This window comes from Angelakisella massiliensis (assembly GCF_900104675.1).
GTDB classification, from domain to species: Bacteria; Bacillota; Clostridia; order Oscillospirales; family Ruminococcaceae; genus Angelakisella; species Angelakisella massiliensis.
This window is the reverse complement of record NZ_LT629945.1, coordinates 1636038-1657268: the sequence shown is the minus strand read 5'-3', so window position 1 is coordinate 1657268 and position 21231 is coordinate 1636038. Positions and strand designations below refer to the sequence as shown.

At 51.6% G+C, this 21231-nt stretch carries 15 protein-coding genes; 7 read left to right on the top strand and 8 right to left on the bottom strand.

Annotated features, from left to right (window positions below; translation table 11 throughout):
- Nucleotides 1-42 precede the first annotated feature (42 nt).
- Together BQ5383_RS13185 and BQ5383_RS13180 are read right to left on the bottom strand one after the other, a co-directional pair.
- Nucleotides 43-1410: a DUF4832 domain-containing protein gene (locus BQ5383_RS13185; protein ID WP_071432675.1), complete on the bottom strand. Its 1368-nt coding sequence runs from the start codon at nucleotides 1408-1410 to the stop codon at nucleotides 43-45.
- Nucleotides 1407-3071 carry a GGDEF domain-containing protein gene (locus BQ5383_RS13180; protein WP_235822035.1) on the bottom strand — a complete coding sequence of 555 codons (1665 nt, stop codon included), beginning with the start codon at nucleotides 3069-3071 and terminating at the stop codon, nucleotides 1407-1409. The genes BQ5383_RS13185 and BQ5383_RS13180 overlap by 4 nt, the downstream gene beginning before the upstream one ends.
- 167 nt (nucleotides 3072-3238) lie before the next feature.
- Here BQ5383_RS13180 and BQ5383_RS13175 point away from each other — a divergent pair, with 167 nt between their 5' ends.
- On the top strand, nucleotides 3239-3469 hold the full coding sequence (locus tag BQ5383_RS13175; RefSeq protein WP_071432671.1) for a hypothetical protein: 231 nt from the start codon (nucleotides 3239-3241) through the stop codon (nucleotides 3467-3469).
- A 383-nt stretch (nucleotides 3470-3852) separates the two neighbouring features.
- Here BQ5383_RS13175 and BQ5383_RS13170 read toward each other — a convergent pair whose 3' ends face one another.
- The 3 genes from BQ5383_RS13170 to BQ5383_RS13160 form a co-directional block, all read right to left on the bottom strand.
- Entirely contained in the window at nucleotides 3853-5151 is a 1299-nt protein-coding gene (locus tag BQ5383_RS13170; protein WP_083389970.1) for a YfcC family protein, read from the bottom strand.
- A gap of 270 nt (nucleotides 5152-5421) precedes the next feature.
- Nucleotides 5422-5796 carry a RidA family protein gene (locus tag BQ5383_RS13165; RefSeq protein WP_071432669.1) on the bottom strand — a complete coding sequence of 125 codons (375 nt, stop codon included), beginning with the start codon at nucleotides 5794-5796 and terminating at the stop codon, nucleotides 5422-5424.
- Between the two features lie 36 nt (nucleotides 5797-5832).
- On the bottom strand, nucleotides 5833-7281 hold the full coding sequence (locus tag BQ5383_RS13160; RefSeq protein WP_083389969.1) for an amidohydrolase: 1449 nt from the start codon (nucleotides 7279-7281) through the stop codon (nucleotides 5833-5835).
- Between the two features lie 510 nt (nucleotides 7282-7791).
- Between BQ5383_RS13160 and BQ5383_RS13155 the strand changes: the two genes are divergently transcribed.
- The 3 genes from BQ5383_RS13155 to BQ5383_RS13145 all read left to right on the top strand — a co-directional run bounded on the left by BQ5383_RS13155 (nucleotide 7792) and on the right by BQ5383_RS13145 (nucleotide 10783).
- Complete coding sequence (locus tag BQ5383_RS13155) at nucleotides 7792-8901, top strand: alanine racemase (RefSeq protein ID WP_071432667.1); 1110 nt, start codon at nucleotides 7792-7794, stop codon at nucleotides 8899-8901.
- 232 nt (nucleotides 8902-9133) lie between these two features.
- Nucleotides 9134-9793 carry a helix-turn-helix transcriptional regulator gene (locus tag BQ5383_RS13150; RefSeq protein WP_071432666.1) on the top strand — a complete coding sequence of 220 codons (660 nt, stop codon included), beginning with the start codon at nucleotides 9134-9136 and terminating at the stop codon, nucleotides 9791-9793.
- A 552-nt stretch (nucleotides 9794-10345) separates the two neighbouring features.
- Complete coding sequence (locus BQ5383_RS13145; protein ID WP_071432664.1) at nucleotides 10346-10783, top strand: RbsD/FucU family protein; 438 nt, start codon at nucleotides 10346-10348, stop codon at nucleotides 10781-10783.
- A 66-nt stretch (nucleotides 10784-10849) separates the two neighbouring features.
- On the opposite strand, the gene deoC is transcribed toward BQ5383_RS13145, so the two are convergent.
- Entirely contained in the window at nucleotides 10850-11536 is a 687-nt protein-coding gene (gene deoC, locus BQ5383_RS13140; protein ID WP_071432662.1) for a deoxyribose-phosphate aldolase, read from the bottom strand.
- Nucleotides 11537-11846: 310 nt separating this feature from the next.
- Entirely contained in the window at nucleotides 11847-12515 is a 669-nt protein-coding gene (locus BQ5383_RS13135) for a Crp/Fnr family transcriptional regulator (protein ID WP_071432660.1), read from the bottom strand.
- Nucleotides 12516-12604: 89 nt separating this feature from the next.
- Between BQ5383_RS13135 and BQ5383_RS13130 the strand changes: the two genes are divergently transcribed.
- A complete protein-coding gene (locus tag BQ5383_RS13130; protein ID WP_071432658.1) occupies nucleotides 12605-13303 on the top strand; it encodes an ATP-binding protein in 699 nt (232 codons plus the stop codon).
- A 380-nt stretch (nucleotides 13304-13683) separates the two neighbouring features.
- Here the strand turns inward: BQ5383_RS13130 and BQ5383_RS13125 are convergent, their stop codons facing one another.
- The gene (locus BQ5383_RS13125) at nucleotides 13684-14037 is read right to left on the bottom strand and encodes a helix-turn-helix domain-containing protein (RefSeq protein WP_071432656.1); all 354 of its coding nucleotides are present in this window, start codon (nucleotides 14035-14037) and stop codon (nucleotides 13684-13686) included.
- Nucleotides 14038-14745: 708 nt separating this feature from the next.
- On the opposite strand from BQ5383_RS13125, the gene BQ5383_RS13120 reads away from it, so the two are divergent.
- Entirely contained in the window at nucleotides 14746-15204 is a 459-nt protein-coding gene (locus tag BQ5383_RS13120; RefSeq protein ID WP_235821984.1) for a C-GCAxxG-C-C family protein, read from the top strand.
- A gap of 360 nt (nucleotides 15205-15564) precedes the next feature.
- Nucleotides 15565-21219 (top strand): immunity protein Imm33 domain-containing protein, encoded by a 5655-nt coding sequence (locus BQ5383_RS13115; RefSeq protein ID WP_071432654.1) that lies wholly within the window; start codon nucleotides 15565-15567, stop codon nucleotides 21217-21219.
- Nucleotides 21220-21231: the final 12 nt, after the last annotated feature.

Genomic DNA, 21231 nt, shown 5'->3' with positions numbered 1-21231 from the left:
CTGGGCAAAGTGACGTTTTTTCCTGCTTTGTTTCGGCGTGTGTTACAATGCTTTCCACAAAACCATCACACGTTCCTCCCCCGCCGCCTCCCCGTTGGCGAGGCGGACCGCAGGCAGGCCGGTCATCGGGTCCACAATCACCAGCTGCAAAGCGGCGCAGCGGTGGGATCCCCGAAGCTTTGTGTCGGGCAAAACGGTCGAGGTCTGAATAATCTGTCCGGGCAGCAGCTGGGACAGGGGCAGCGTCACCTCTGCCTGTTCCAAAACCCGGCCATCCCCGTCCACAGACTGAAGATACACCGGCCAATCAGCATACAGGGGCGCGACGCCGCTATTCTGCCAGGTCAGCGTGATCTCCACCCCCTTCAGCAGCCCGGGAGAAAGGTCTGCCTGGGAGATCCAGAGCCGGTATCCCAGATTCAAAAGTACCGCATCATAACCCTCCCGGTACTCCTCATCCGCGATTTTTGGTCCCAGGAAGGTGGTATGTGAATCCCGCAAAAGGGCGATAGTGGTCTCCAGCTGCTCATCCAGCATCTGCTCCATAGGCAGGGAGCTTGTGAACTCGCCGCCCACCGGAGCGGTCTTCCAGGCGTCGGGCATGGGCACAAGGGCGTCCGCCTCACCGGTCTGGTCATATTCCCCGCCCTGGTAAATCCAGTCCAGCCATTGGGCTGTGGCTTCAGGGTAGCCAGACATATCGTTGTACAGGCCCAAACCGTGCTCCTGCGCCTCCGCAAAGGGACGGCGCATCAGAATGCGGGCGTTGGGAAAAGCCGCAACCCAGTGCTCCACGTATTGGGCCCTCACTTGCTGATCCGGCATGGGAGGCAGTCCGTCAGAGGTGTGTATGTGCCATTCACCCCAATGGCCCAGACTGCCCAGCTCGATGAAGCTGATAAAGTCATCGCCGCCGTAGCGCTCGCCCAGTGCTTTCACCGCCCGCTGGTGACAGGCGATGAACTCCGGGTGGCTGTAATCCGGCGAAAAACCGCGGCCATAAGAGTTGGCATAGGCCTCCCCGGCACCGCCGGTTTTTTCCCAAAGCCAGTCTGGAATATCCCGGTGGTCTTCTTCGCCGGGCAGGTCACACAAAAAGCGCAGCACGATATGCTTGCCCTCCGCCCGCCAGCGCTCCAGCTGGTTCTCCTCCTCAATGGCGGCCCAGTCGAACACCCCTTCCTCAGGTTCCAGCTCCCGCCAGGTGATATCCATATACAGCAGCGTCACATCCTCAGCTACCTCGTCATGCCAGGCAGAAGGGGCATAACCCATCAGCGGGTTGCCAAACGCTTCGCCGCTGTAAGAAAAATCCATCTCCAGCCTGCTGCTCTGCCGCCAGAACAGCAGACCCGCTGCGGCAAGCACCGCCGCAGCACCTAAAAGAAAGATCATCCATTTTTTATTCATTGTTGTTCCTCGCTGGGTTCACCGGCTCTTTTGCTGCGGTATAGGTCTGCATCCGCCGCCGACTTGATCCCTTCCACATTCTCAAGCGATACTGCTGTGCCTTTGGCAAAGCGGCACGCTGCCCATCCGTGGGACACCCGCACCGGGAACGAGTGAGGATTGCGGGAAGCCACCAGCTTATCAAAAACTGCCAGTTTTCCGGCAATGGGTTCCGATGTGGTGAGGATCACGCAGAACTCATCGCCTCCGATGCGGTAACAGTCACCCAAAGGACCAAATACATCCAAAAGGCATTGGGCAGCCATAGTGATGACCTGATCGCCGCAGTGGTGGCCATGGGTATCGTTGATGGTCTTCATTTTGTCGATATCAAAGAGGACAAAAGCCACCTCAGCGGGCGGGTTGGAAACAAGTTCCCGCATCCGCAGTTCGTAGGCATTGCGGTTGGACAGCAGCGTCATTCGATCCTGGGTAGCCAGTTGTTGGTAAAAACGCATCTTCTGCTGTTCCTGCCACAGCTGGCCAATCTGCAAAATGGTGTCCATGATCATGGAGAGGATCAAGGCAAGCAGGCCCCAGACAAAAAGCGCGGAGCTGTTGGTGTTGGGCAGGATGCCGACATAATCCAGAACAATAGACGCCAGAGCCACAGCCAGTACAATGGAAATACCCCAAACGCCGCAGACGAGCCGCCTCTGGAAGCGATCTGTCCGCCGACAGAAAAGCTCTCTGGCCAACAGCGCCACAAATATCAGGATAATGAGATGGACACTCACCGCTGTTTTGCGGATGGGTATTACGTCCAAAAGATGAAGCAGCATCCAGAAAGCGGCATTGCCTGCGGCAAACCAGGTAAGCAGCCGCAGCGGCTTACTGTTCAGCTGCAGCAGAAGCTGTGAATAAGCCAGCAGCGGAACAGGCAGAAGATAAAATGCGCAGTAACTGAAAAAGTAGGTAAGCGCATAGTTGCCGCCGTCCAAAGTAGTTACTTTGGAATCCAATAAAATCCATGTGCCGGACAGGAATATAAAAGCTGCCAGAATCAGCGCCAGCGGGGCGCCGTCAATCCTGCGCAGTGCCATAAATCCTCCAATAGCGGTCAGCAGCAGCACGAACAGCATACAGCTCATCCACACAATGATGGCAGGCAGATGGGCCGACAGAAGATAGAGGCGAAGGGCATCCGGATGACCCTGCAATATAGAGGAAATTTTCCCGTCGTCCCCTTGGTCATACCTCGTAAATTCCACCCGAAGAGTGGATGCTCCGGCATAATCCTCACAAGGAATGAAATGCCACATACTTCCCAAAGCATGTTCTCTGCCCTGAGCGGCATCATAAATCAGGGTATCATCCGCCCAAACCCGCAGGGACTGGTACCTGGTCTGCACCGCCAGCATATCCTCCGTGGACCCATCGGCGAGGCTGCGCACAAGGGTAAGTGTATTGCCGGAAAAATCCGGTTCACAGGGAAGTGGGGACAGCGGCGTCAGGGAATCGCCATCCTGACAAAACCAGCCGGTATCCAGCTGCCGCACCTGTGTCTCAGGAATAGCAGCAAGGGGGACAGTATAGCGCACTGCCGCGGCAAGTGTCAAGGCGAGCGCCAAAACAAGCAGCAGTGTGAACAAAAAGCGCTTGCGCATGGAGCCCAGAATCACCAAATCAGCAATAACCGTATCCTCCTTACAAGAAGCAGTCTAATATTATAGTATATGTTTTTTCAAAAGGCTTGTCAAGGCAGCATCTTGCATTTTATGGAATTTTCTGCAAGCCCAATGGAGCATTTGACAGAAGGAGAAATGGAGATAAATGATGAAAAGATTCCATGGCAGGAGCTGCCGGCTTTCCTGATAAATATGCCGCAAAAATTCCGGGGCTGGATAATCCCAACGGTTTCATCCATAAGGCTATGGCGACGGTCAGGGAGAGGGCTGAAAAGCCGGGCTTTGTAATGCGATTCACCAATAAAGACAGCTTTGGGACGGTGGCAACCGCAGAATTTTGGGAACGCCCTCATTATGCAGTAAAAGGGCTCTGTCGCTGGACAGAGCCCTGAGCGTGTCGAAAAAATTCGACACGCTTCCAGGGGGTATCCAATACCCCCTGGATACGATTCTGGTTCCTGACAAAACCAGAATCGATACCCCCGGTTTCGCGCCCCGGTGGGCGCGGGTCGTGGGATAAAAATCAGGCACATGTCCTGATTTTTATGGTTTTGAATTTTATTTACCCTTTAAAATAGGTTTTTCTATAGTCTGAGGGCTCTGTCGCTGGACAGAGCCCTCTTTTCACATACAAATTAATTGTTCTGTACCGATCTTTTATCGGGACACAGCTTTGTTTGGACGTCTGTTATGCATAACCAATTACCGTCGCCAAAATCAGAAGCAGAGAACCGATCACAAGCCAGATGGCAAACAGTTTGATGGCAAACTTGAACTAACGGGAGAAGGGAATCCCGGCGGCACCGACAAATCCCATGGTGGCAGCGGCATGAGGAAGAATAAAGTTGCAGAATCCATCGCCGAAATTGAAAGCCAGCACGGCAGTTTGGCGGCTCATATGGACCAGATCCGCAACGGGGATAAAGATGGGCATGGTGATGGCTGCCTGACCGCTGCCGGAGGTAACGAAGAAGTTGACAATGACATGCATCATGAACATAGCGGGAGCCTGCAGGATCTCAGGTACCAAAGACAAAGCGCTTGCCAAAGCGTAAACCACTGTATCCATAACGTTGCCCGCGGTGAGGATCGCGCTGATGGCATAGGCAAAGCCCAGCAGCATTGCGGTGCTGCACATTCCCTTTGCGCCATTGACAAAGGACTGGCAGATTTTATTGATGGGCATACGGGCTACGATACCAACAATAAAGCCCAGATAAATGAAGATGGTGGTGGAAGTCTGGTTGGTAAGGGATTTAAAAATAGCGACATAAATGATGTACCCAATGCCCAAAGCAGTTACAATTGACGGCAGGATATGTGCCTTTGTAAATTCAGGAATATTGGAGGTGTCGAAATTGTTCTCCAGCTTGGCACCATAAACATAGCTCTTGGTGGGATCCTTTTTGATCTTTTTGGCATACCACAGCACATACAAAATAGTGGCGATCAGGAAGGGGATCATGCAGAACAGGCGGTATGCCATACCGGAAAAGATATCCAGTTCGGCCAGCTGCTGGGCGGTACCAGTATTGGAAAGATTCATTGCGCCGCAGGAAAATCCTACCGCGCCTCCCAGCAGAATGATGGAGACGCCCACGATTGCGTCAAACCCCAAGCTTGCCGCAATCAATACTCCCAGGGAAGCAAAGGGAATGAAGGTATTGAGATTGATTGGTACACAGAGCAGACAAAAGATGGTCATCAGCGCCGCGATCACCAGAGATTCCTTACCTTTTGTCCGTCTGCTCAGAAAACCGGCCGCAGCCTGGAAAACACCTGTATCCAGAACAATGCCCAGTCCGCCTCCTGCTGCAAGCAGAACGAAGATGATGCTTCTGGCGTTATCCAAACCAATATACACATAATTGAAAATGGAGAGAGGATTGACCGGCGATGCCTCTACATAATAAAAGCTATTGGGGTCCACAACAGTCTGTCCCGCCTCATTGACGACACGGTCATAGCTGCCGGCAGGAATGACATAAGTAAGAACGGACGCCAGAAGCATCACAACAACAATAATCGTCAGGGAATGTGGAATCGACATTTTTTTCTTGGTCGTTTCTTGCATAAAAAACCCTCCTATATTGTGGTCAGCTCAGTAAAAATATTTATTTTACACACCTGCTCCCGGACAGCAATATGTAAAATAACAAATGCTTATGTTGAAGACAGCAATGGCTTGTCCCCTTGAAAAATTCTGCATCAGGCAAAAATTTTTCCGCAGCTTTTATTCCGCTTCACTATTGCGCAGTCGTACAGCTTTTGACTTCCAGCTTCATTTCGCAAAATATTCCCGGAATGTTGAAATCATATAAACAGACGCAGCTTTCCTGTTTTTTTACAGTGAGGCAATCACATCCATTTCCAGCTTGAATCCATAATGAAGTTCTTTGACGCAGGCAATGGTGCGGGCATGATAACAGTCTCCGAAAAAGTCGGAGTAGATTTGATCGATTTTTTCCCAGTTCTGCAGGCTGTCCAAATAAATCGTGGATTTGAGCACCTTGCTTTTATCGGAACCTGCCGCCTGCAGAATTCGCTGGATATTTTTCAAAACCTGCCGTGCCTCTTGCTCAATGGGACCAAACTTTTTCTCTCCGGTATCAGGGTCTGTGGAAAATTGCCCGGAAATGTAAACATTCCCGCCTTCCACCACTGCCAAAGCATAATGCCCGTTGCATTTAAGTCTGTCTACGCTTCTGATAATCTGCATTTCTGTTCTCCGTTTCTTGCTATGAAAATAGTGCTCTCAGCGGGTGGGCAGCGGAGGCTGTGCATCCGCTGGAATAGGCCATGTATAGGGGTCCTTTTGGCAGCTTTCATCAAACTGTTCCTGGATCTTTTCCAGCAAAGCGGGATCTTCCATCAATCGAGCTCCGCTTGCTCCAAGGACCAAGCTGGTGTGAAGCATCGCCTTATGGGCCAATGGCTTTTTACCTTGGGCAACCAGCTGCCAGGAATGAGCAGGGGTATCCTTGGCAAAACACGACACCATGATTTGAGAAACAGGCTTTACCTGGCTGACATCCCCCACATCGGATGATGCAAAGCTTACCTCAGCCTCGGTTTCCAGCGGCGGGATAACATCTACAATCTCCCGGTCTTGAATCATCTGGCCGCATTTCGCGCCCTCCTTGCCATAGCGCTTGGCCAGGTCACGGGCGTCAGAGTCAAAAACATCGGGAGCAAAGGTCTTTCTGATTTCTCTGGCAAAATCAATATCCTGCTGATCCACAGGTACCGGTCCGGCCCGGAGCAGGTTCTCATAAACAATTTCATCCAGAGCTGGAATGAGACGCTGATCACTGCAGCAGCGGTTAAACTTCACCTCCACTGTTGTATCCGTCATCATAGCTGCACCCTGAGCAATTCGTTTAACCCGCTCGTAGACGCTGTTGACCTCCGACATTCTGGGGGCCCTCAGCTGGTACAGTACCGATGCGTGAGCCTGCACAATATTGGCGGCGTTGCCTCCCGCGTCGGTGATGGCATAATGCATCTTGACGTCGGTGGGGACATGTTCCCGAAGGAAATTGACGCCCACATTCATCAGTTCCACAGCATCCAGAGCGCTCCGGCCCAAATGAGGACAGGCGGCGGCGTGAGCTGCTACCCCTTTGAAGGTAAAAACAGACTGGATGGAGGCCAGGAATATTCTGGGAAGTACCATATTGGTGTTTCCGGGATGCCAGCTGAACAAAGCGTCACATTCATCAAAGACGTGTTCCCGTACCATCCAGGCCTTTCCCGAACCGCCTTCCTCCGCCGGGCATCCATAAAAAATAACCGTTCCGGAGCGTCCGGTTTGGATCAGGTAGTCCTTGAGCGCCAAGGCCGCCCCAAACGCTCCTCCGCCTAAAATATGGTGGCCGCATCCATGCCCGCTGGTGTGAGCGTTTCCGGAAGGCTCCTGAATGCAGCTGCCCGCCTTCTGGTCCAGTCCGGGCAGTGCGTCAAACTCTCCCAAATATCCTATTACAGGTTTTCCTGTTCCAAAGCTGCCTTTGAAGGCTGTAGGCAAGCCTCCAATGCCCCGCTGTACTGCAAATCCATTTTCTTCCAAAACCCTGCAATAGAAATCTGAGGACTGATATTCCTCGAACTTTGTTTCCGCCAAATCCCAGATGTGGTCACTCAGCTGGCAGAGCATCTCCTGATGAGAGTGTACAGACTGTTTGACGATCTCAAAATAATCCACCGTTTTACACCTCCAATTTCTCTTACCCCTTCACCGCTGGTGAAAGTGAGATAAATTTATCTCAATAATAGAATATTTTTTCCGAAAGTCAATAAAAAAATATGATTTTCTTTAAAATATCCGGTTTTTTCGCAGAATAAATAAAAGAAGACAGCCAAATTTATATAATCTTTTATTAAGTTTAGGATAATTTAATATTGAACTTTGGACTTTTCAATGCTAATATAAATAAAGAAAATTATTTATCAATCATACCCACCAGTGGACAAAGGGCAAAACCGCTGAACGGAATAAAAAAAGCAGCCGTTGTCTGCGTTTGCGTCCTGGACAAGCGTCAGCTTGCCTTCGCTGCGCAGCCTTGACGGCGCCGTTTTTTCTCTTCCTGTATGCCTCTCATAAATTTTTATATGGGCAGATGTATTAATCGCAGAGAAAAACCTTTCCGGGGATACATCTGGACCTGAAAGGCGTTTCGCACCTTTCCTATTGTGGGTAACCAAGGAGGATACTATGAAACAGATGTACCAAATGATCGATACCCCTTCCCTGATCATTGATCTGGACCGGGCAATGGAAAACATTCAGATGATGCAGCAGCGGGCCAATGAATTGGGAGTTGATCTCCGTCCCCATATCAAAACCCACCGCATGACCTACTTTGCCAAAAAACAGATGGAAGCCGGCGCCGCAGGTATTGCCTGCGCAAAAATCGGCGAGGCGGAAGTGATGGCCGCGGCAGGAATCAAGGATATTTTTATTGCAAACGAAATTATGGGTGAATCCAAATATGAGAGGGTCCGCCAGCTTCACCAAAAGATTCATATCCGTGTAGGCGTGGATAACATTTATCAAATCGATCAGATCGAAAAGGTCTTCGCGCAGGAAGAGAAGCCTTTGGAAGTCCTGATGGAATATGAGGTGGGAGAAAACCGCAGCGGAATCATTACCGATGAGCAGCTGGATACATTGGTGGAATATATTCTTACCAAGAAGCATGTGGTTCTGAAAGGAATTTTCTCTCACGAGGGACATACTTATAAAGCCTCCAACCGGGATGATTGTGTCAAAAAAGCAGAAGAGGCATACCGCCGCACCCTGCGGGCCGCCGACCGGATGCGTCAGCTGGGCGCCGATATCGACACTGTCAGTATCGGTGCTACTCCTTCCATCATGAACGGATCTTTTCTGGAAGGGATCACCGAACTGCGCCTGGGTACCTATATATTTTTCGATCTGGGACAAGCCAGCGCCATCGGGGATTTCTCTCACTGCGCCGCAACGGTGCTGACCACCATCATCTCCAAGCCTACTGAGGAACGTGTTGTGCTGGACGCCGGCGCCAAGGCTTTGGTCAGCCAAAACCGTGACAGCGGAATTTGTGCCACAGCGGGATTTGGGTATGTCAAAGATTCCAACAATGTCCGCATCGCCGGATTGTTTGATGAGCATGGACTGATTTATGATTCGGAATTTTCCAAAACCGTTCAGGTAGGAGATAAAATCGAAGTGATTCCCAGTCATGTTTGCCCCACCGTAAATCTTTACGATGAGGCTGTGCTGGTCTCCAATGGGGCTGTGGTGGGAACCATTCCTGTAGACTGCCGCGGAAAATCCAAATAAATAATTCTTTACCGTTTCATATGTGCTGTACAAGATCCATCATCACTTTTCACACCGTACAGCGTTAAATTCCACAACGATTTTTTGGGGGAGACAGGTATCTGCCGCAATGAAATTTCAGCGGCAGGCCTTCTCCCCCAAACTTTACATTTTATAGTGGCCTTGATATAATGAAGAAAATAAAAAATTTTATTGAACCTGTTTTACTATTTGACTACATTGAGAGGTCTGTATGAATTTTATATCAAGCGACAACATCAGTCCGGAACTGAAGCAGTTTATTCCCACCGCCAAAATGATCGTTTCCACCTTTGGGAACAACTGCGAAGTCGTGCTCCATGATCTTGCTGTTCCCCAACATTCAGTGGTATTTGTCTGCAACAATACCGTTACAGGACGCAGCATCGGACAAAGCTTTGATCACCTGATCAAGGACGTCTTGCTTTCGGGAAGCCTGTCTGACGACTACCGGGGCAACTACACCTTTGTGACGGAGGATGGGAAAAAAATCAAATCCAGCACCAGCCTGATTCGTAACGCCCAGGGAAGGGTGATCGGCGCGCTCTGCATCAACTATGACATCACCCCTATGGAAACCCTGTACAGCGCGATGGAAGAGTTTCTCGCAACATCCGTGACGGCAAACGGAGCCAAGGACAATGTGGTAAGCAGTGTTGGTCAGGTATTGGACGATCTGATCGACAGCATCCTGAAGAGTGTGGAAACACAAAAAATGACCAAGCGTGAACGTCTTGAAATCATTTCCTTTATGGATGAGAAGGGTGTTTTTCTGGTTAAAGGAAGCGTGGAAAAGGTTGCCGCAAAAATGAATATTTCTTCGGTGACCGTATACGGTTATCTGGACGAAGTGCGGAAAAATTACAGAAAATAATATTGGGGCCGCTTTTATCATCTCCGCGGCAGATACTGAGCCATCTGCCGGAAAGTGTCCCCCCTGCATCTCACAAAAGCATTTCAGCGCTCCTGTTTTCTGCCGGATTTATAATTGTGCTTTTTTCATCACCTTTTGTCGTTTCATTTTGGGCTCATAGAAAGACACCCCTTCACACAGCATTTTTCTGCATCAAGGGGTGTCTGTTATTTATTTTTAGGATTTCGTTTTATTTTTTGCGGTTAATGACGTCCTGTACAAGAACATTTCCCCAGGGAGCGTCATGACAGAAAGCCATTTGAGACAGGCTTATTTTTTCTATAAATCCCTCCGTAAAAGTTTGAAAGCATAAAAAAGCATCTCTCCTTACTCGCCCGATGCAAGTATGATGAAAGTTTTCTTTTTTGAGCAAACCTGTTTCGTCGGGATGCCGCCTCAAATCCAAAAATCGGGTCATGAGGACAACCGACACAGCTTATTCGGTACAATCGAACCGTTTTCGGCGTGTTCGTATGCTATGACATCATAAAAAAACAGAAAGGTGGTTATTCCATGTTAAGAGGTATTCCCTCCTGTATTTCCCCGGAACTGCTGAAGGTGTTGGCTGAAATGGGCCACGGAGACACCTTGGTTATCGCCGACGCTTTCTATCCCTCCGCTTCCAGCGCCAAGCACAGTATCGTGGTGCGGGCGGACGGCGTCAGAGCCACACAGCTTCTGGACGCTATCCTGCAATTCTTCCCGCTGGACCGTTCCGTTTCAAAGCCTGTGCTGATTATTGACAAGCAGGAGTGCGACAAGGATATTCCCACTCCCATTTGGGACGAGTATCGTGCCATTGTGGCGGCCCATGACGACCGGGGTGACGACTGCATCGGCATGGTTGAGCGATTCGGTTTTTACAAAGAGGCCGAACACGCTTATGCCGTGGTAGCCACCGGAGAGACTTCCCTGTATGGTTGTCTCATCCTCCAAAAAGGCACCCTGTAAGTCAAGCTCTGAACCTGACAGCAGCGGGCTTTCCCCTGCTTTTAATGGATGGAAGATGCGGGGCACTCAATAGTCATTGCCGCTGTGGGGTGCCCCTGCCTCTGTCTCCGCCTTGGCCAGCTGGATAATCCGGCTGGTCCCCAGGCGGGAGGCCCCCAGCTGGATAAAACGCTCCGCGTCTTCAAAGGAAGAGATCCCTCCGGCGGCCTTGATTTTCACCCCGGGCCCCACATATTTGGCAAACAGCTCTATGTCCGCGAAGGTGGCCCCGGCGGTAGAAAAACCGGTGGAGGTTTTGATATAGTCCGCACCGGATTGTGTAACGATGCGGCACATCTCGATTTTTTCCGCCTCGGTCAGCAGACAGGTTTCTATGATCACCTTGAGCACCCGCTCTCCGCAGACCGCTTTCAAAGCCTGGATCTCTTCCAAAACCGCCTGGGTGTTTCCTTCCTTGAGCCAGCCGATATTGATCACCATATCAATCTCCCCGGCTCCATTGGCAATAGCCTCTTTGGTTTCATAAACCTTGGTGCCTGTTGTACAATTGCCGTTGGGGAAGCCCACTACGGTACAAACAGTGACACGACCCTGGAGGTAATCCGCAGCCTGTTTGACATAACAGGGAGGAATACACACCGAAGCGGTTTGATAGGCCGCGGCGTCATCGCAGATCTGACGAATTTCTTCCCAGGTGGCATACTGTTTTAAAAGGGTATGATCCACTCTTTGATAAATTTCTCTTCTGTCCATATTTGTCCTCCTTTGTCTCGTTTCCGGTGCTTCGGTTACGGGATTTTTTATTTTCAGACCGTGCCCTTCACCTGTCCCCAAATTTTATACCGTTTCATCCCCGGCTGCCTTACTCCCATTTTTCCATGAAGAACTGTTACACTTATAGCATAGATTTACGATTCAAGTCAACATTCTTTCAGTCTCTTCCATGGTGCCGGTCATTTAAAAAGCCGGCATATTCAGGCCAAACTGGGTTCTGTGCGCCGCTGTATAAATCATGGACGGCTTCTCTCAGAGCAGCGCTTTTTTGTGTATCAAACCGATAGCTCTATTTGTTTCCATGATAATCATCCAGCTTGAGCAGACAAAAATGATTTTTGCGAAAGGTCAGGATACCATCCTTTTTCATCCGCCCCAGCTCCTTGGATAAAGCGCTTCGCTCCACATTCAGATAGTCCGCCATCTGCTGGCGGTCAAAAGGAATGGTGAACTCCCTCTGTCCCCGCCTGATGGCCTCTGAGGAAAGATAGGTCATCACCTTTGCCCGGATGTGCTTTGGTGTGATACAGAACACCCGGTTGGACCAAAGAAGATTTTTGTTTGTGGATAAAATCAGCAAGTTATAAATCAGTTTTTTATACCAGGATTTCGATTGATGACAAGGGGTCTGCAAGATGCCTAAATGGACAAACAGGATGGTACAATCCTGTACAGCGGTTACATCCACCATCATGGGCACATCGCAGAAGGCATAGGTTTCCGCAAAAGCCCCTCCAGGAGAAATTTGATGCAGAATCAAACGATTTCCCCACAAATCAATATTTTCAATATAAATTTCACCTGAAACCAAAATCCCGAATTCCTTTGTTCGGTCTCCTATGTGGAGCACAACGGTATCCTTTTTATATTCCGCCGCACGGATGCAGCCACAGCAAAGCATTTCTTCATATTCTTCCGCTGTAATATCCTGAAAGACCGGATAAGGTGGTGGAAACATTAAAAAAGCCCCTTTTTGTGGTTATAACCACATATTTTCATTTTCTATTGTATTATACTACAGTCAAGAAAACAAGGAGGTTCAATTATATGATACGCAGAATCATTCATATTAACGAGGATAAATGCAACGGATGCGGCGCTTGTGCCCAGGCCTGCCATGAAGGCGCCATCGGTATGGTGGATGGCAAGGCAAAGCTGCTGCGGGATGACTATTGCGATGGTTTGGGAGATTGTCTGCCCGCCTGCCCCACTGGAGCCATTACATTTGTGGAGCGGGAAGCTGCGGCTTACGATCAGCAGGCGGTACTGGAGCGGCAGAAACAAAGCGGCGGCCATTCCGGCTGTCCCGGGAGCCGCTCTATGCTGCTCCATCACCAGGAGACTGCTCCCGCCCCCGCCCCTGCTGCTGTCCCTTCCGGCAGCTCGCAGCTGGGACAATGGCCCTGCCAGATCAAGCTGGTTCCGGTAAACGCTCCCTATTTTAACGGAGCAGATCTGCTGATCGCGGCAGACTGTACCGCTTACGCTTACGCCAATCTTCACCAGGAAATGATGAGAGGCAGAATTACCCTGATCGGCTGTCCCAAGCTGGACAGCGTAGACTATAGCGAAAAACTGACCCAAATTCTCCAAAACAACAACATCCAAAGCGTGTCGGTAGTGCGTATGGAGGTTCCCTGCTGCGGTGGTCTGGAAGCGGCTGTAAAAAAAGCCCTGAAGGCCAGCGGCAAACTGATTCCCTGGCAGGTCATCACCATTTCAGTGGACGGAAAAATCCTTCTTTGAGCGGGACAGGCCCCAAAATCGTCACCGATACCCTGGCGCTGTCTTTGACTGTTAGATTTCCCCAAAGCCCTCAGCAGCTTTCTGACAGCTGGCAATCAAAACAACCTCTGCGTAAAATACCTGCCCCCAGAAGAACGCTCCTCTTCAGGGGCACAGCTTCATAACAGCACTCCCGCCTTTTGACGCAAATTATAACAGGAGCCCATGGGAAGTTCTGCTGGATTTCACATATTCGGGGATATAACTTCATCCAGCACTAAATCAAAACAGAAGGGGTCTGCCGTACATTCCGTATGACAGACCCCTTCTATATTTGTTTACTGCAAAAGCTGGGGAAAATAACCCCCGCAAATAAGGCGCAAAAGAATTTCCGCCACACGCTATGAGCGGCTTTTAAGCTGAACAAAGCGCTGAATAAACTCCAGCACAAATTGCTGCTCCTGGTCGGTCAGCTGCCCCAACTGCATCCGCAGCTCAAAAATCAAATCATCATCGATCATTTCAGTATAACAGGTTTGTTCCACATCCACCAAATCACGCATAGGAATGCACAAGCCCTTTGACAGCCGGAACAATGTGGTCAGCGTGGCGTTGGTTTCTCCCCTTTCCAGCCTGCTGATAGAGGTGGGATCGATTCCACACATAGCGGCGACGTCATCCTGGTTCAGCCCCTTCTGAGCCCGGATTTTTTTCAAATGCTTTCCAAACAGAATGTTGATTTTTTCCGCTGCCATCCCATCACCTCTTTGTTTAAGGATACTATTCCTCAAAGAAAAGTTGAAATGCACATATGTATTTTTTTAGGCTTATAAGCAATAAAATTTAAATGTTTCTATGGAAAATTACAATACAGTATGCTATACTTGCCTTAAAAACAAACATATCTGTACAAAAGTAATCTCTGTGGTATCACGCTGCGCCGGCAGGATCTTTTCCCACCTTCAGCCAAGGGGAAAGCGCCTGGAAACAAAACAGGTTGTTGCAGTGCTCCTCTTTTTGAGCGTGGCACTGCGCAGCGTAGGATCATCGGCATAAGACCAGAAACCTCCCGGGAAATTTTTGTTTCCATGGGCGGCAAAGAGGTATGATCTTGATGAACAGCGGCTCCGGGCAGCATTTTTCCAACTGCCCTCCAGATCAAAAAGTAAGAGCGGTCACCGGGGAACCCTCATCCCAGACAGGTGGGGGGTCCCCTTTTGCGGCCTTTTCACGCCTTGCGGCATCCTGTCCAAGTGACAGTGCGCCGCAGGGCATTTTTTGTCTTCTGAGCAGCGGCAGAGATGATGAACTTAGAATACACCTGCCTACACATAGGAATTTCTGTCGTTTTTACAGATGATCCCTTTGGGAACTGATCCGGTAAAAACCTGTGTGACGCCCAGCGAAAAATACGGCGGCAGTCTGCCAGGAGAAGTCTGTCGGCCATGTGATTGGAGTAGTGTATGAAAAGCATGAAATTATATGAGTTGGTAAACAGCTATCACATCGGCACAAGCCTGACCTGCGCCGAGGCGATGTTCATGGCCTGCAATGAGTATTATCAGCTGAATCTGTCAGAGGAAGCCCGGAAGATGTTCTCTGTTATGGGACTGGGAATGCAAACCGAGCAGTCCTGCTGCGGAGCCTTCACCGTAGCGGTGGGAATCATTGGGCTGATGACCGCCAAAGAGGGACAGACAGATGCGGACAATATGGATGGCTATCGAATGATCAGCCAACTGACGGACTTTATGCTGAGCTTTTATGGAACGCTCCACTGCGTGGAACTGCAGCAGCTGGAGGTTGTGGGATACGAAAATCCCTGTCACGCCATTGTGGAAGCGCTGGCCCAAAAGCTGGAGGAGCTGCTGGCGAACCGCGGCCTGATCTTATCAATGGATGCGGGACAATTCCGCTCATAAAAATGGAGGCGGCACAGTCCAAACAGGGATTTTTATGGGACATAATGTACGCTATATTAAAGATCATGGGTTTTCTTTTTTGGTTCAGCTATTTCTGAAAACAAAGAAAGATACAAATTCTCGCAGAAAGTGAGGAGTGACAAGGAAAAACGCAAGCATACTTTCAGGAAATATGTATGGGAACATTCGGCGATAGATTTCAGAGTTCGTTGAACTGATGGGAGAGGAAATCGTACGGAGGCAGAATCTGTCGCAAGCCGATTTCCTTTCTGACAATAACAGCGGAAAATTCCATCAGAAACAGTCGGCATATTCACACCGGCCCATCACAGGGCGGTTTCGGAACAGGAGGCGTAAATGATGTATATCAGCAAATACTGGGGCAACTACATCGGAGGCTCGGATGACAGCCTGAACCTTGTGGCCTTTTTGGAGGACCAGAAGAAAGAGGAGATCCCTCTCAATGAGATTTTTGCCAAAATCGGGCTGGACAAACAGAACTGGGACTTCCGTCAAACGGTGGAGTATCTGGAATTCACCCATTCGGACGGCGTGGAGATGGATTTTCATTTTGCCATTGATGTAATCACCGATCTGGCCGCCATCCTCCTGGAGTGCAGCGTCAGCGGCAGTGTGAACCTCCACGATCTGGACGAGTACAACACTCCCTCCCGCCGTATCCGCATCACCGCCACGGCAGAGGAACACAGCGCCATGAACAAAGCCCTGGCGGATTTCGCCCAGAATCCCCTGTCCTATGATCTCTATGAAATGATGGATGACGAGGAGATCCAGGAGATGGCTCGGGATGTGGGGGCCCTGCGGAAGGAACTGTACGAGGCCGCCGGCCGCAGCCGGAACTACCATGTGAAGGCAGAAGACATGAAAAATCTGCTGACCGACTGGGAGAAAGCCGACGGCTGCATCGCCACCAACCGCATCACGGTGGAGGGATGCAAGGTGGGCCACTGCTACCGGGAGGAGCCGGACGGCGACTGGGACAGCGGCTGGCGCTTCACCGCCGGCGATGAGAGCGACGAGTACATGGACGACCCCAGCAATGCCGGGCTTTACAAGCTGAACACAATCTGCAATGACGATCCCGACATCATTCCGCTGCTGCATACGCCCGCTCCCTGCGCCTTCGAGCGGGATGAGAACGGCGAGTTTCAGCAAATCAAAGACTGGAAACCGGAACAGGATGAGGAGGACCAGGATATGGATATTTTGAAGCAGTGCCAGAAATGGCATGAGAAGGACGAACACCAGAAGATCGTTGACGCGCTGGAAGCCATCCCCGCCCAGGAGCATACCCCGGAAATCGATATGGAACTGGCCCGGGCCTATAATAATTTAGGGAACCCTGGAAATCCGCAATGCAGAAAGCTGCTGCGAAAGGCACTGGAACTGATGCAGTCCCATGAGGAGGCACTGGGAGACACTTATTCCTGGAATTTCCGCATGGGGTATGCCTATTATTATCTGGATCAGGAGGGCCGCGCTCTGCGGTATTTTGAAAAAGCTCTGGAACTGCATCCCGGTGATGATCCCAAGCTCAACACCCGTCAGGACATTGAGGAACTGATCGACTGGTGCAAGAAGGGCATTTCTCTGCCGCAGTTCTCGGCGTGTTTCCGGGAGCGGACAGAATCGGCATGGAAGACTTTTACCGCCCAGGAGGTCCAGCTGCGTACCATCATGGATGAGGACAAAAAACATGAGCGGGGGGAGGAACTGATTAAGCAGTGCGAGGCGATTCTGCGCCTGGCTTTTGATGACATCTCTTTTGAGATGGGTTTTAACGGCGAAAAGTATGAGCTGATCCTTACCCCAGAGAGCGACAAGGTCAAACTGTTTGAACTGGTCTACTTCCAGAAGCAGGCTCCCAAGGAGGTGCTGGAGCACTGGAACATCCTGGTGGGCCGCCAGCCCAGCCAAAACATCGGCCTTCGTGCCTATGATGGGTGGGATGTCTCCGGCGATGATGTACAGGTCTGGCTGGAACAGCAGGACGAAAAACGTTTTGCCATCTCCGTCTACTGTGAAAAGCTGCTGCCCATGCTCCAGGAGGCGGAAAGCTGGGTCTGGTGGATGCTCACCACCCTCACCGATCAGGTGCTGGGGGAAATCCCTCATATGCGGTACATAGACAGCTTTGATGTACTGAAGGCCCCCAAAGGAGAACCGGCCGTCCTCATGTCTCAGCTGCCAGACAAGCTGCGGGAAAAGGGGCTGGAGCTCTCCACTGACCCGGAGGCGTATCTGGAAACCTACACTGGCTACAAAATGGAGCCCAATGAGGACCCGGATGCCGACTGGCGGCTGGATGTGATTGCCGGTTCCACCAACTGCGTACCGCTCATTAACGGTTACCTGAACGCCGACAACGACTTTATGGACGATCTCCATGCCGACGGCGCGGTGGGGGGCTTCTTCTGCTATCCCCTGGATACCCTGCGGGAGGAGGAAGGAACGGAAAAAATCTTCGACTTCCGGGACAAACTGGAGGAATTGTTCACCACCGGGGACGGCCCGGAAGTGCTCACCCTCACCGGCGGAGCCACCGGCCTCTACTGCGGCTATGTGGACTTTATCGCCTGGGACATCCGCACAGCGCTCCAGATGGCCAAGAAATTCTTTGAGGACAGCGATATGCCCTGGGCCAGTTTCCACACCTTCCGTCGGGAGGCTGCCTCTGTGAGTCTGAAAAATCCCCAGAACAATAACCCGGACCCTGAGGATGCCGATGAACAGGAGGACGAACTGGACGAAACATTGACAGGCATGGACTATATCCCTTACACCCCACAGAATGAGGAAGACTTCTTCGCACAGATCGAGCAGTGGAACGATGAGGACGAGTACATCCGCTGTATTCAGGCGTTGAATGCCATCCCTGAGGATTGGCGGGACTACCGCATTGCCTACGCCATGGCACGGGCGCTGGAAAACTACGCCATCCTGGGCGACCATCAGGAAGGCACCCCCAACTATAAGGGAGACAAGGCCCTGCTGCGGGCCATTGAGGCGCTGGAGGCCGTCCGGGAGGAAGGTCAGGACAAGGCCCAGTGGAATATGCGGATGGCTTATGCCTATCAGTATCTCCACGGCCAGGAGGAAAAAGCCATCCCTTACGCCCAGCGGTGGGCGGAACTGGACCCGGAGGACGAGGACGCCCAAGCGGTAATCCAGGCGTGTCAGGAGGAGATCGAAAAGCGGGCCGAGGCAGAGGACGAGGACGAGAATGACACGGACCACAGGGGCGTTTTCACCGGTTTTGTTCTGCTGTCCAAGGGCAAGTGGGACAAGGAGCAGTTCATCCGGGACATGAAGGAAAAATGGGATATCACCGTGGATGAATATGACGCAAGCGAGGACAAGAGCGACGATGCCCTGGTGTTTGAAGTGGGCGACATGATCGCCGCTGTCAGTCTGGTGACCTGCCCCATCCCAGGCGGCGAGGCGGAGGCCAATGCCGAAAACAACTATATGTGGGAGGATGCGGTCAAAATTGCCAGGGAACACCGCGCCCACCTGATGGTGGCGGTGCTGGGCAAAGAGGAAGATCTGCTGGAGAAGGGCAAGCTCTTCACAAAGTTGGCGGCCGCCTGCTGCCGGCAGAACTATGCCACCGGCATCTATACCAGCGGCGTGGTGTTTGAGCCCCGTTTCTATGAGGGCTTTGCCGATATGATGAAGGAGGACGAGCTGCCTATCTTCAACTGGATCTGGTTCGGCCTGTGGCGGGATGAGAACGGCATGAACGGCTACACCTACGGTATGGATTCATTTGGCAAAGATGAAATGGAGGTGTTGGGCGCCGATGCCAATCCCGGCGATCTGCGGGACTTTTTGGCCAGCCTGGTATCCTATGTGCTGGAGAACGATGTGGAGCTCCACGATGGCGAGACTATCGGCTTTGCCGCAGACGATAAGCACACCATCACCCGCAGCCCCGGCGTCGGCCTGCCGGAGGAGCAGATGACCCTGAAAATCTCCTGGACATCATCGGACGGCGATCCGGGTGATGACAGTGAGGACGGCCCGGATGGTGAGGAACCCCAGAATGAACAATCCGGTGTTTCCGAGGTTTACACCCAGGAGGAGATGGAGGTCATCGAAGGGCACATCCAGCAGTACTTCGGCAAGTTTGAGAATGTGTTCCATGAGCTGTCTTCCCCGGACATCCATGTGGATATCTGCGTGGTGCCGCCCTCCGGGGATCGGGACTACTATACTCTGGTCACAATGGGCATGGGCGCCCACCGGATGAATGTGCCGGCAGAACTGGCGGAGTACAAGCTGGAGCGGGCGGAACTGACCATCGCCCTGCCGAAGGACTGGAAGCTGAAAAAGGAAGAGCTGAAGAAGGAGCGGTGGTACTGGCCCATCCGTCTGCTGAAAACCCTGGCCCGCCTGCCCATTGCCAGCGATACCTGGCTGGGCTTCGGCCATACCATGGACAATGAGGAGGACTTTGCAAAGGACACAAAGCTGTGCGCCGCCATTCTGATCAGTCCCCAGGACGCCGAAGATGGCAGCGAGGTCTGTACCCTGCCAAGCGGCGAGGAGGTCAACTTCTATCAGGTGCTCCCCCTTTACCGGGAGGAATTGGAGTATAAGATGAAGCATGGCACGGACGCCTTGCTGGACAAAATGGAAGGCATCAGTTTCGTTACAGACACTGCCCGCCCCAACGCCATCACCATGGGCACTCTGGCAGGCGGTGAAGAGGATTATATTGTGGAAATGGACGACGCGGCCTGGCATCTGGAAACCATTGAGGAAAAAGACCTTCCGGTGGAGGAAATCAGCGCCTACAATCACATGGCCATCTATCTGCGCTGGTGCATGGAGCACGACCTGATGGGAGAAGAATTTCTGGCGGAATACGGCCAAGTGGTACAGAAGGTCAAGTCCGATCCTGCCGGTGTGGATCTTCGGGTCTTTCTCCGGGATGAGCTGGACGGCCAGCTGGTGGGACCTCTGTTCAACCAGAAAGGCCGGGCCTTTGCCTCCTACTACTATGGAGAACCGGACAGTCCCTATTTCCCCAGCGATATTGACAACTATGCCATCAGCGTCATCGGTCAGGAGCGCAACTACTCCGATGAGATCCAGGATGAAGCCTACCTGTTCATCCCCTTTGACGAGGACTACTATCAGGCCATGGCAGAGGTGATCGAAAAACGTTTTATCAACTGGCAGGGGCAGGACTTTGATGAGGACACGCTGGAGCCTTCGGAACTGGCCAGGGCTTTGATGGAGTATCTGGACTGTGAATGCACCTATTTCCCTTCCATGAAGGATGATGATCCCATCATGGCGGCTTACAGCTATGCCAAGCGGGACAGTATTCAGGAAGGCTTTGTGCCGGTACTCATCAGGGCGGATGACGAAACCCTGTGGGAGTGCCTGGTGATGAATTCCGACCCGGACAGCGACGGCGAGGATGACTATACCTTTGACCCGGACAAGGTGGCCGAATATCGGAAGAAGATGCTGTCTGCCCCTGTCAAGGATGGAAAAGCCGTTCTGGAGGAGCTCATTGACCAGCGCAAGGAAGATGCCGAGGATGACGATATGGACTGGGACGAGGAAATCCTGGGTGAAATGAAGGGCGGCTATGACAATGACCGTTTTTCCAGCTACTGGGATTCCGATAGCAGCATGACCTATCCCCTCATTCTGGCAAAAATCCCGGTGAAGGACCCTTGGGAGATTTTCGCCTGGCTGCCTTTCGGAAACTGGAACGAGTGTCCTGATACTCCTGAGCTGATGGCGGCGGCCAAATACTGGTTCGAACAGTACAGCGCGGCGCCTGCCGCCATGAGCCACGATGAGCTGGAGTTCCTGCTCCCGGCCCCCGTCCCGGAAGAGAAAGCTATGGAGGCAGCCGCGCAGCAGTATGGTTTCTGTCCGGATGTGGTGGATCAGGATCCGGATGATGCCACGGTGGGCGCTCTGGCCGATGTGCTGCGGCAGTCCACTGTATGGTACTTCTGGTGGGATTGATGAAGAGGATGT

What these genes read in the sequence shown, in the direction of transcription:
- BQ5383_RS13185 (WP_071432675.1), bottom strand. Translation starts at nt 1,410, where the DNA reads ATGAATAAAAAATGGATGATCTTTCTTTTAGGTGCTGCGGCGGTGCTT.
- BQ5383_RS13175 (WP_071432671.1), top strand. Translation starts at nt 3,239, where the DNA reads ATGGCAGGAGCTGCCGGCTTTCCTGATAAATATGCCGCAAAAATTCCG.
- BQ5383_RS13170 (WP_083389970.1), bottom strand. Translation starts at nt 5,151, where the DNA reads ATGCAAGAAACGACCAAGAAAAAAATGTCGATTCCACATTCCCTGACG.
- BQ5383_RS13165 (WP_071432669.1), bottom strand. Translation starts at nt 5,796, where the DNA reads ATGCAGATTATCAGAAGCGTAGACAGACTTAAATGCAACGGGCATTAT.
- BQ5383_RS13155 (WP_071432667.1), top strand. Translation starts at nt 7,792, where the DNA reads ATGAAACAGATGTACCAAATGATCGATACCCCTTCCCTGATCATTGAT.
- BQ5383_RS13150 (WP_071432666.1), top strand. Translation starts at nt 9,134, where the DNA reads ATGAATTTTATATCAAGCGACAACATCAGTCCGGAACTGAAGCAGTTT.
- BQ5383_RS13145 (WP_071432664.1), top strand. Translation starts at nt 10,346, where the DNA reads ATGTTAAGAGGTATTCCCTCCTGTATTTCCCCGGAACTGCTGAAGGTG.
- deoC (WP_071432662.1), bottom strand. Translation starts at nt 11,536, where the DNA reads ATGGACAGAAGAGAAATTTATCAAAGAGTGGATCATACCCTTTTAAAA.
- BQ5383_RS13135 (WP_071432660.1), bottom strand. Translation starts at nt 12,515, where the DNA reads ATGTTTCCACCACCTTATCCGGTCTTTCAGGATATTACAGCGGAAGAA.
- BQ5383_RS13130 (WP_071432658.1), top strand. Translation starts at nt 12,605, where the DNA reads ATGATACGCAGAATCATTCATATTAACGAGGATAAATGCAACGGATGC.
- BQ5383_RS13125 (WP_071432656.1), bottom strand. Translation starts at nt 14,037, where the DNA reads ATGGCAGCGGAAAAAATCAACATTCTGTTTGGAAAGCATTTGAAAAAA.
- BQ5383_RS13120 (WP_235821984.1), top strand. Translation starts at nt 14,746, where the DNA reads ATGAAAAGCATGAAATTATATGAGTTGGTAAACAGCTATCACATCGGC.
- BQ5383_RS13115 (WP_071432654.1), top strand. Translation starts at nt 15,565, where the DNA reads ATGTATATCAGCAAATACTGGGGCAACTACATCGGAGGCTCGGATGAC.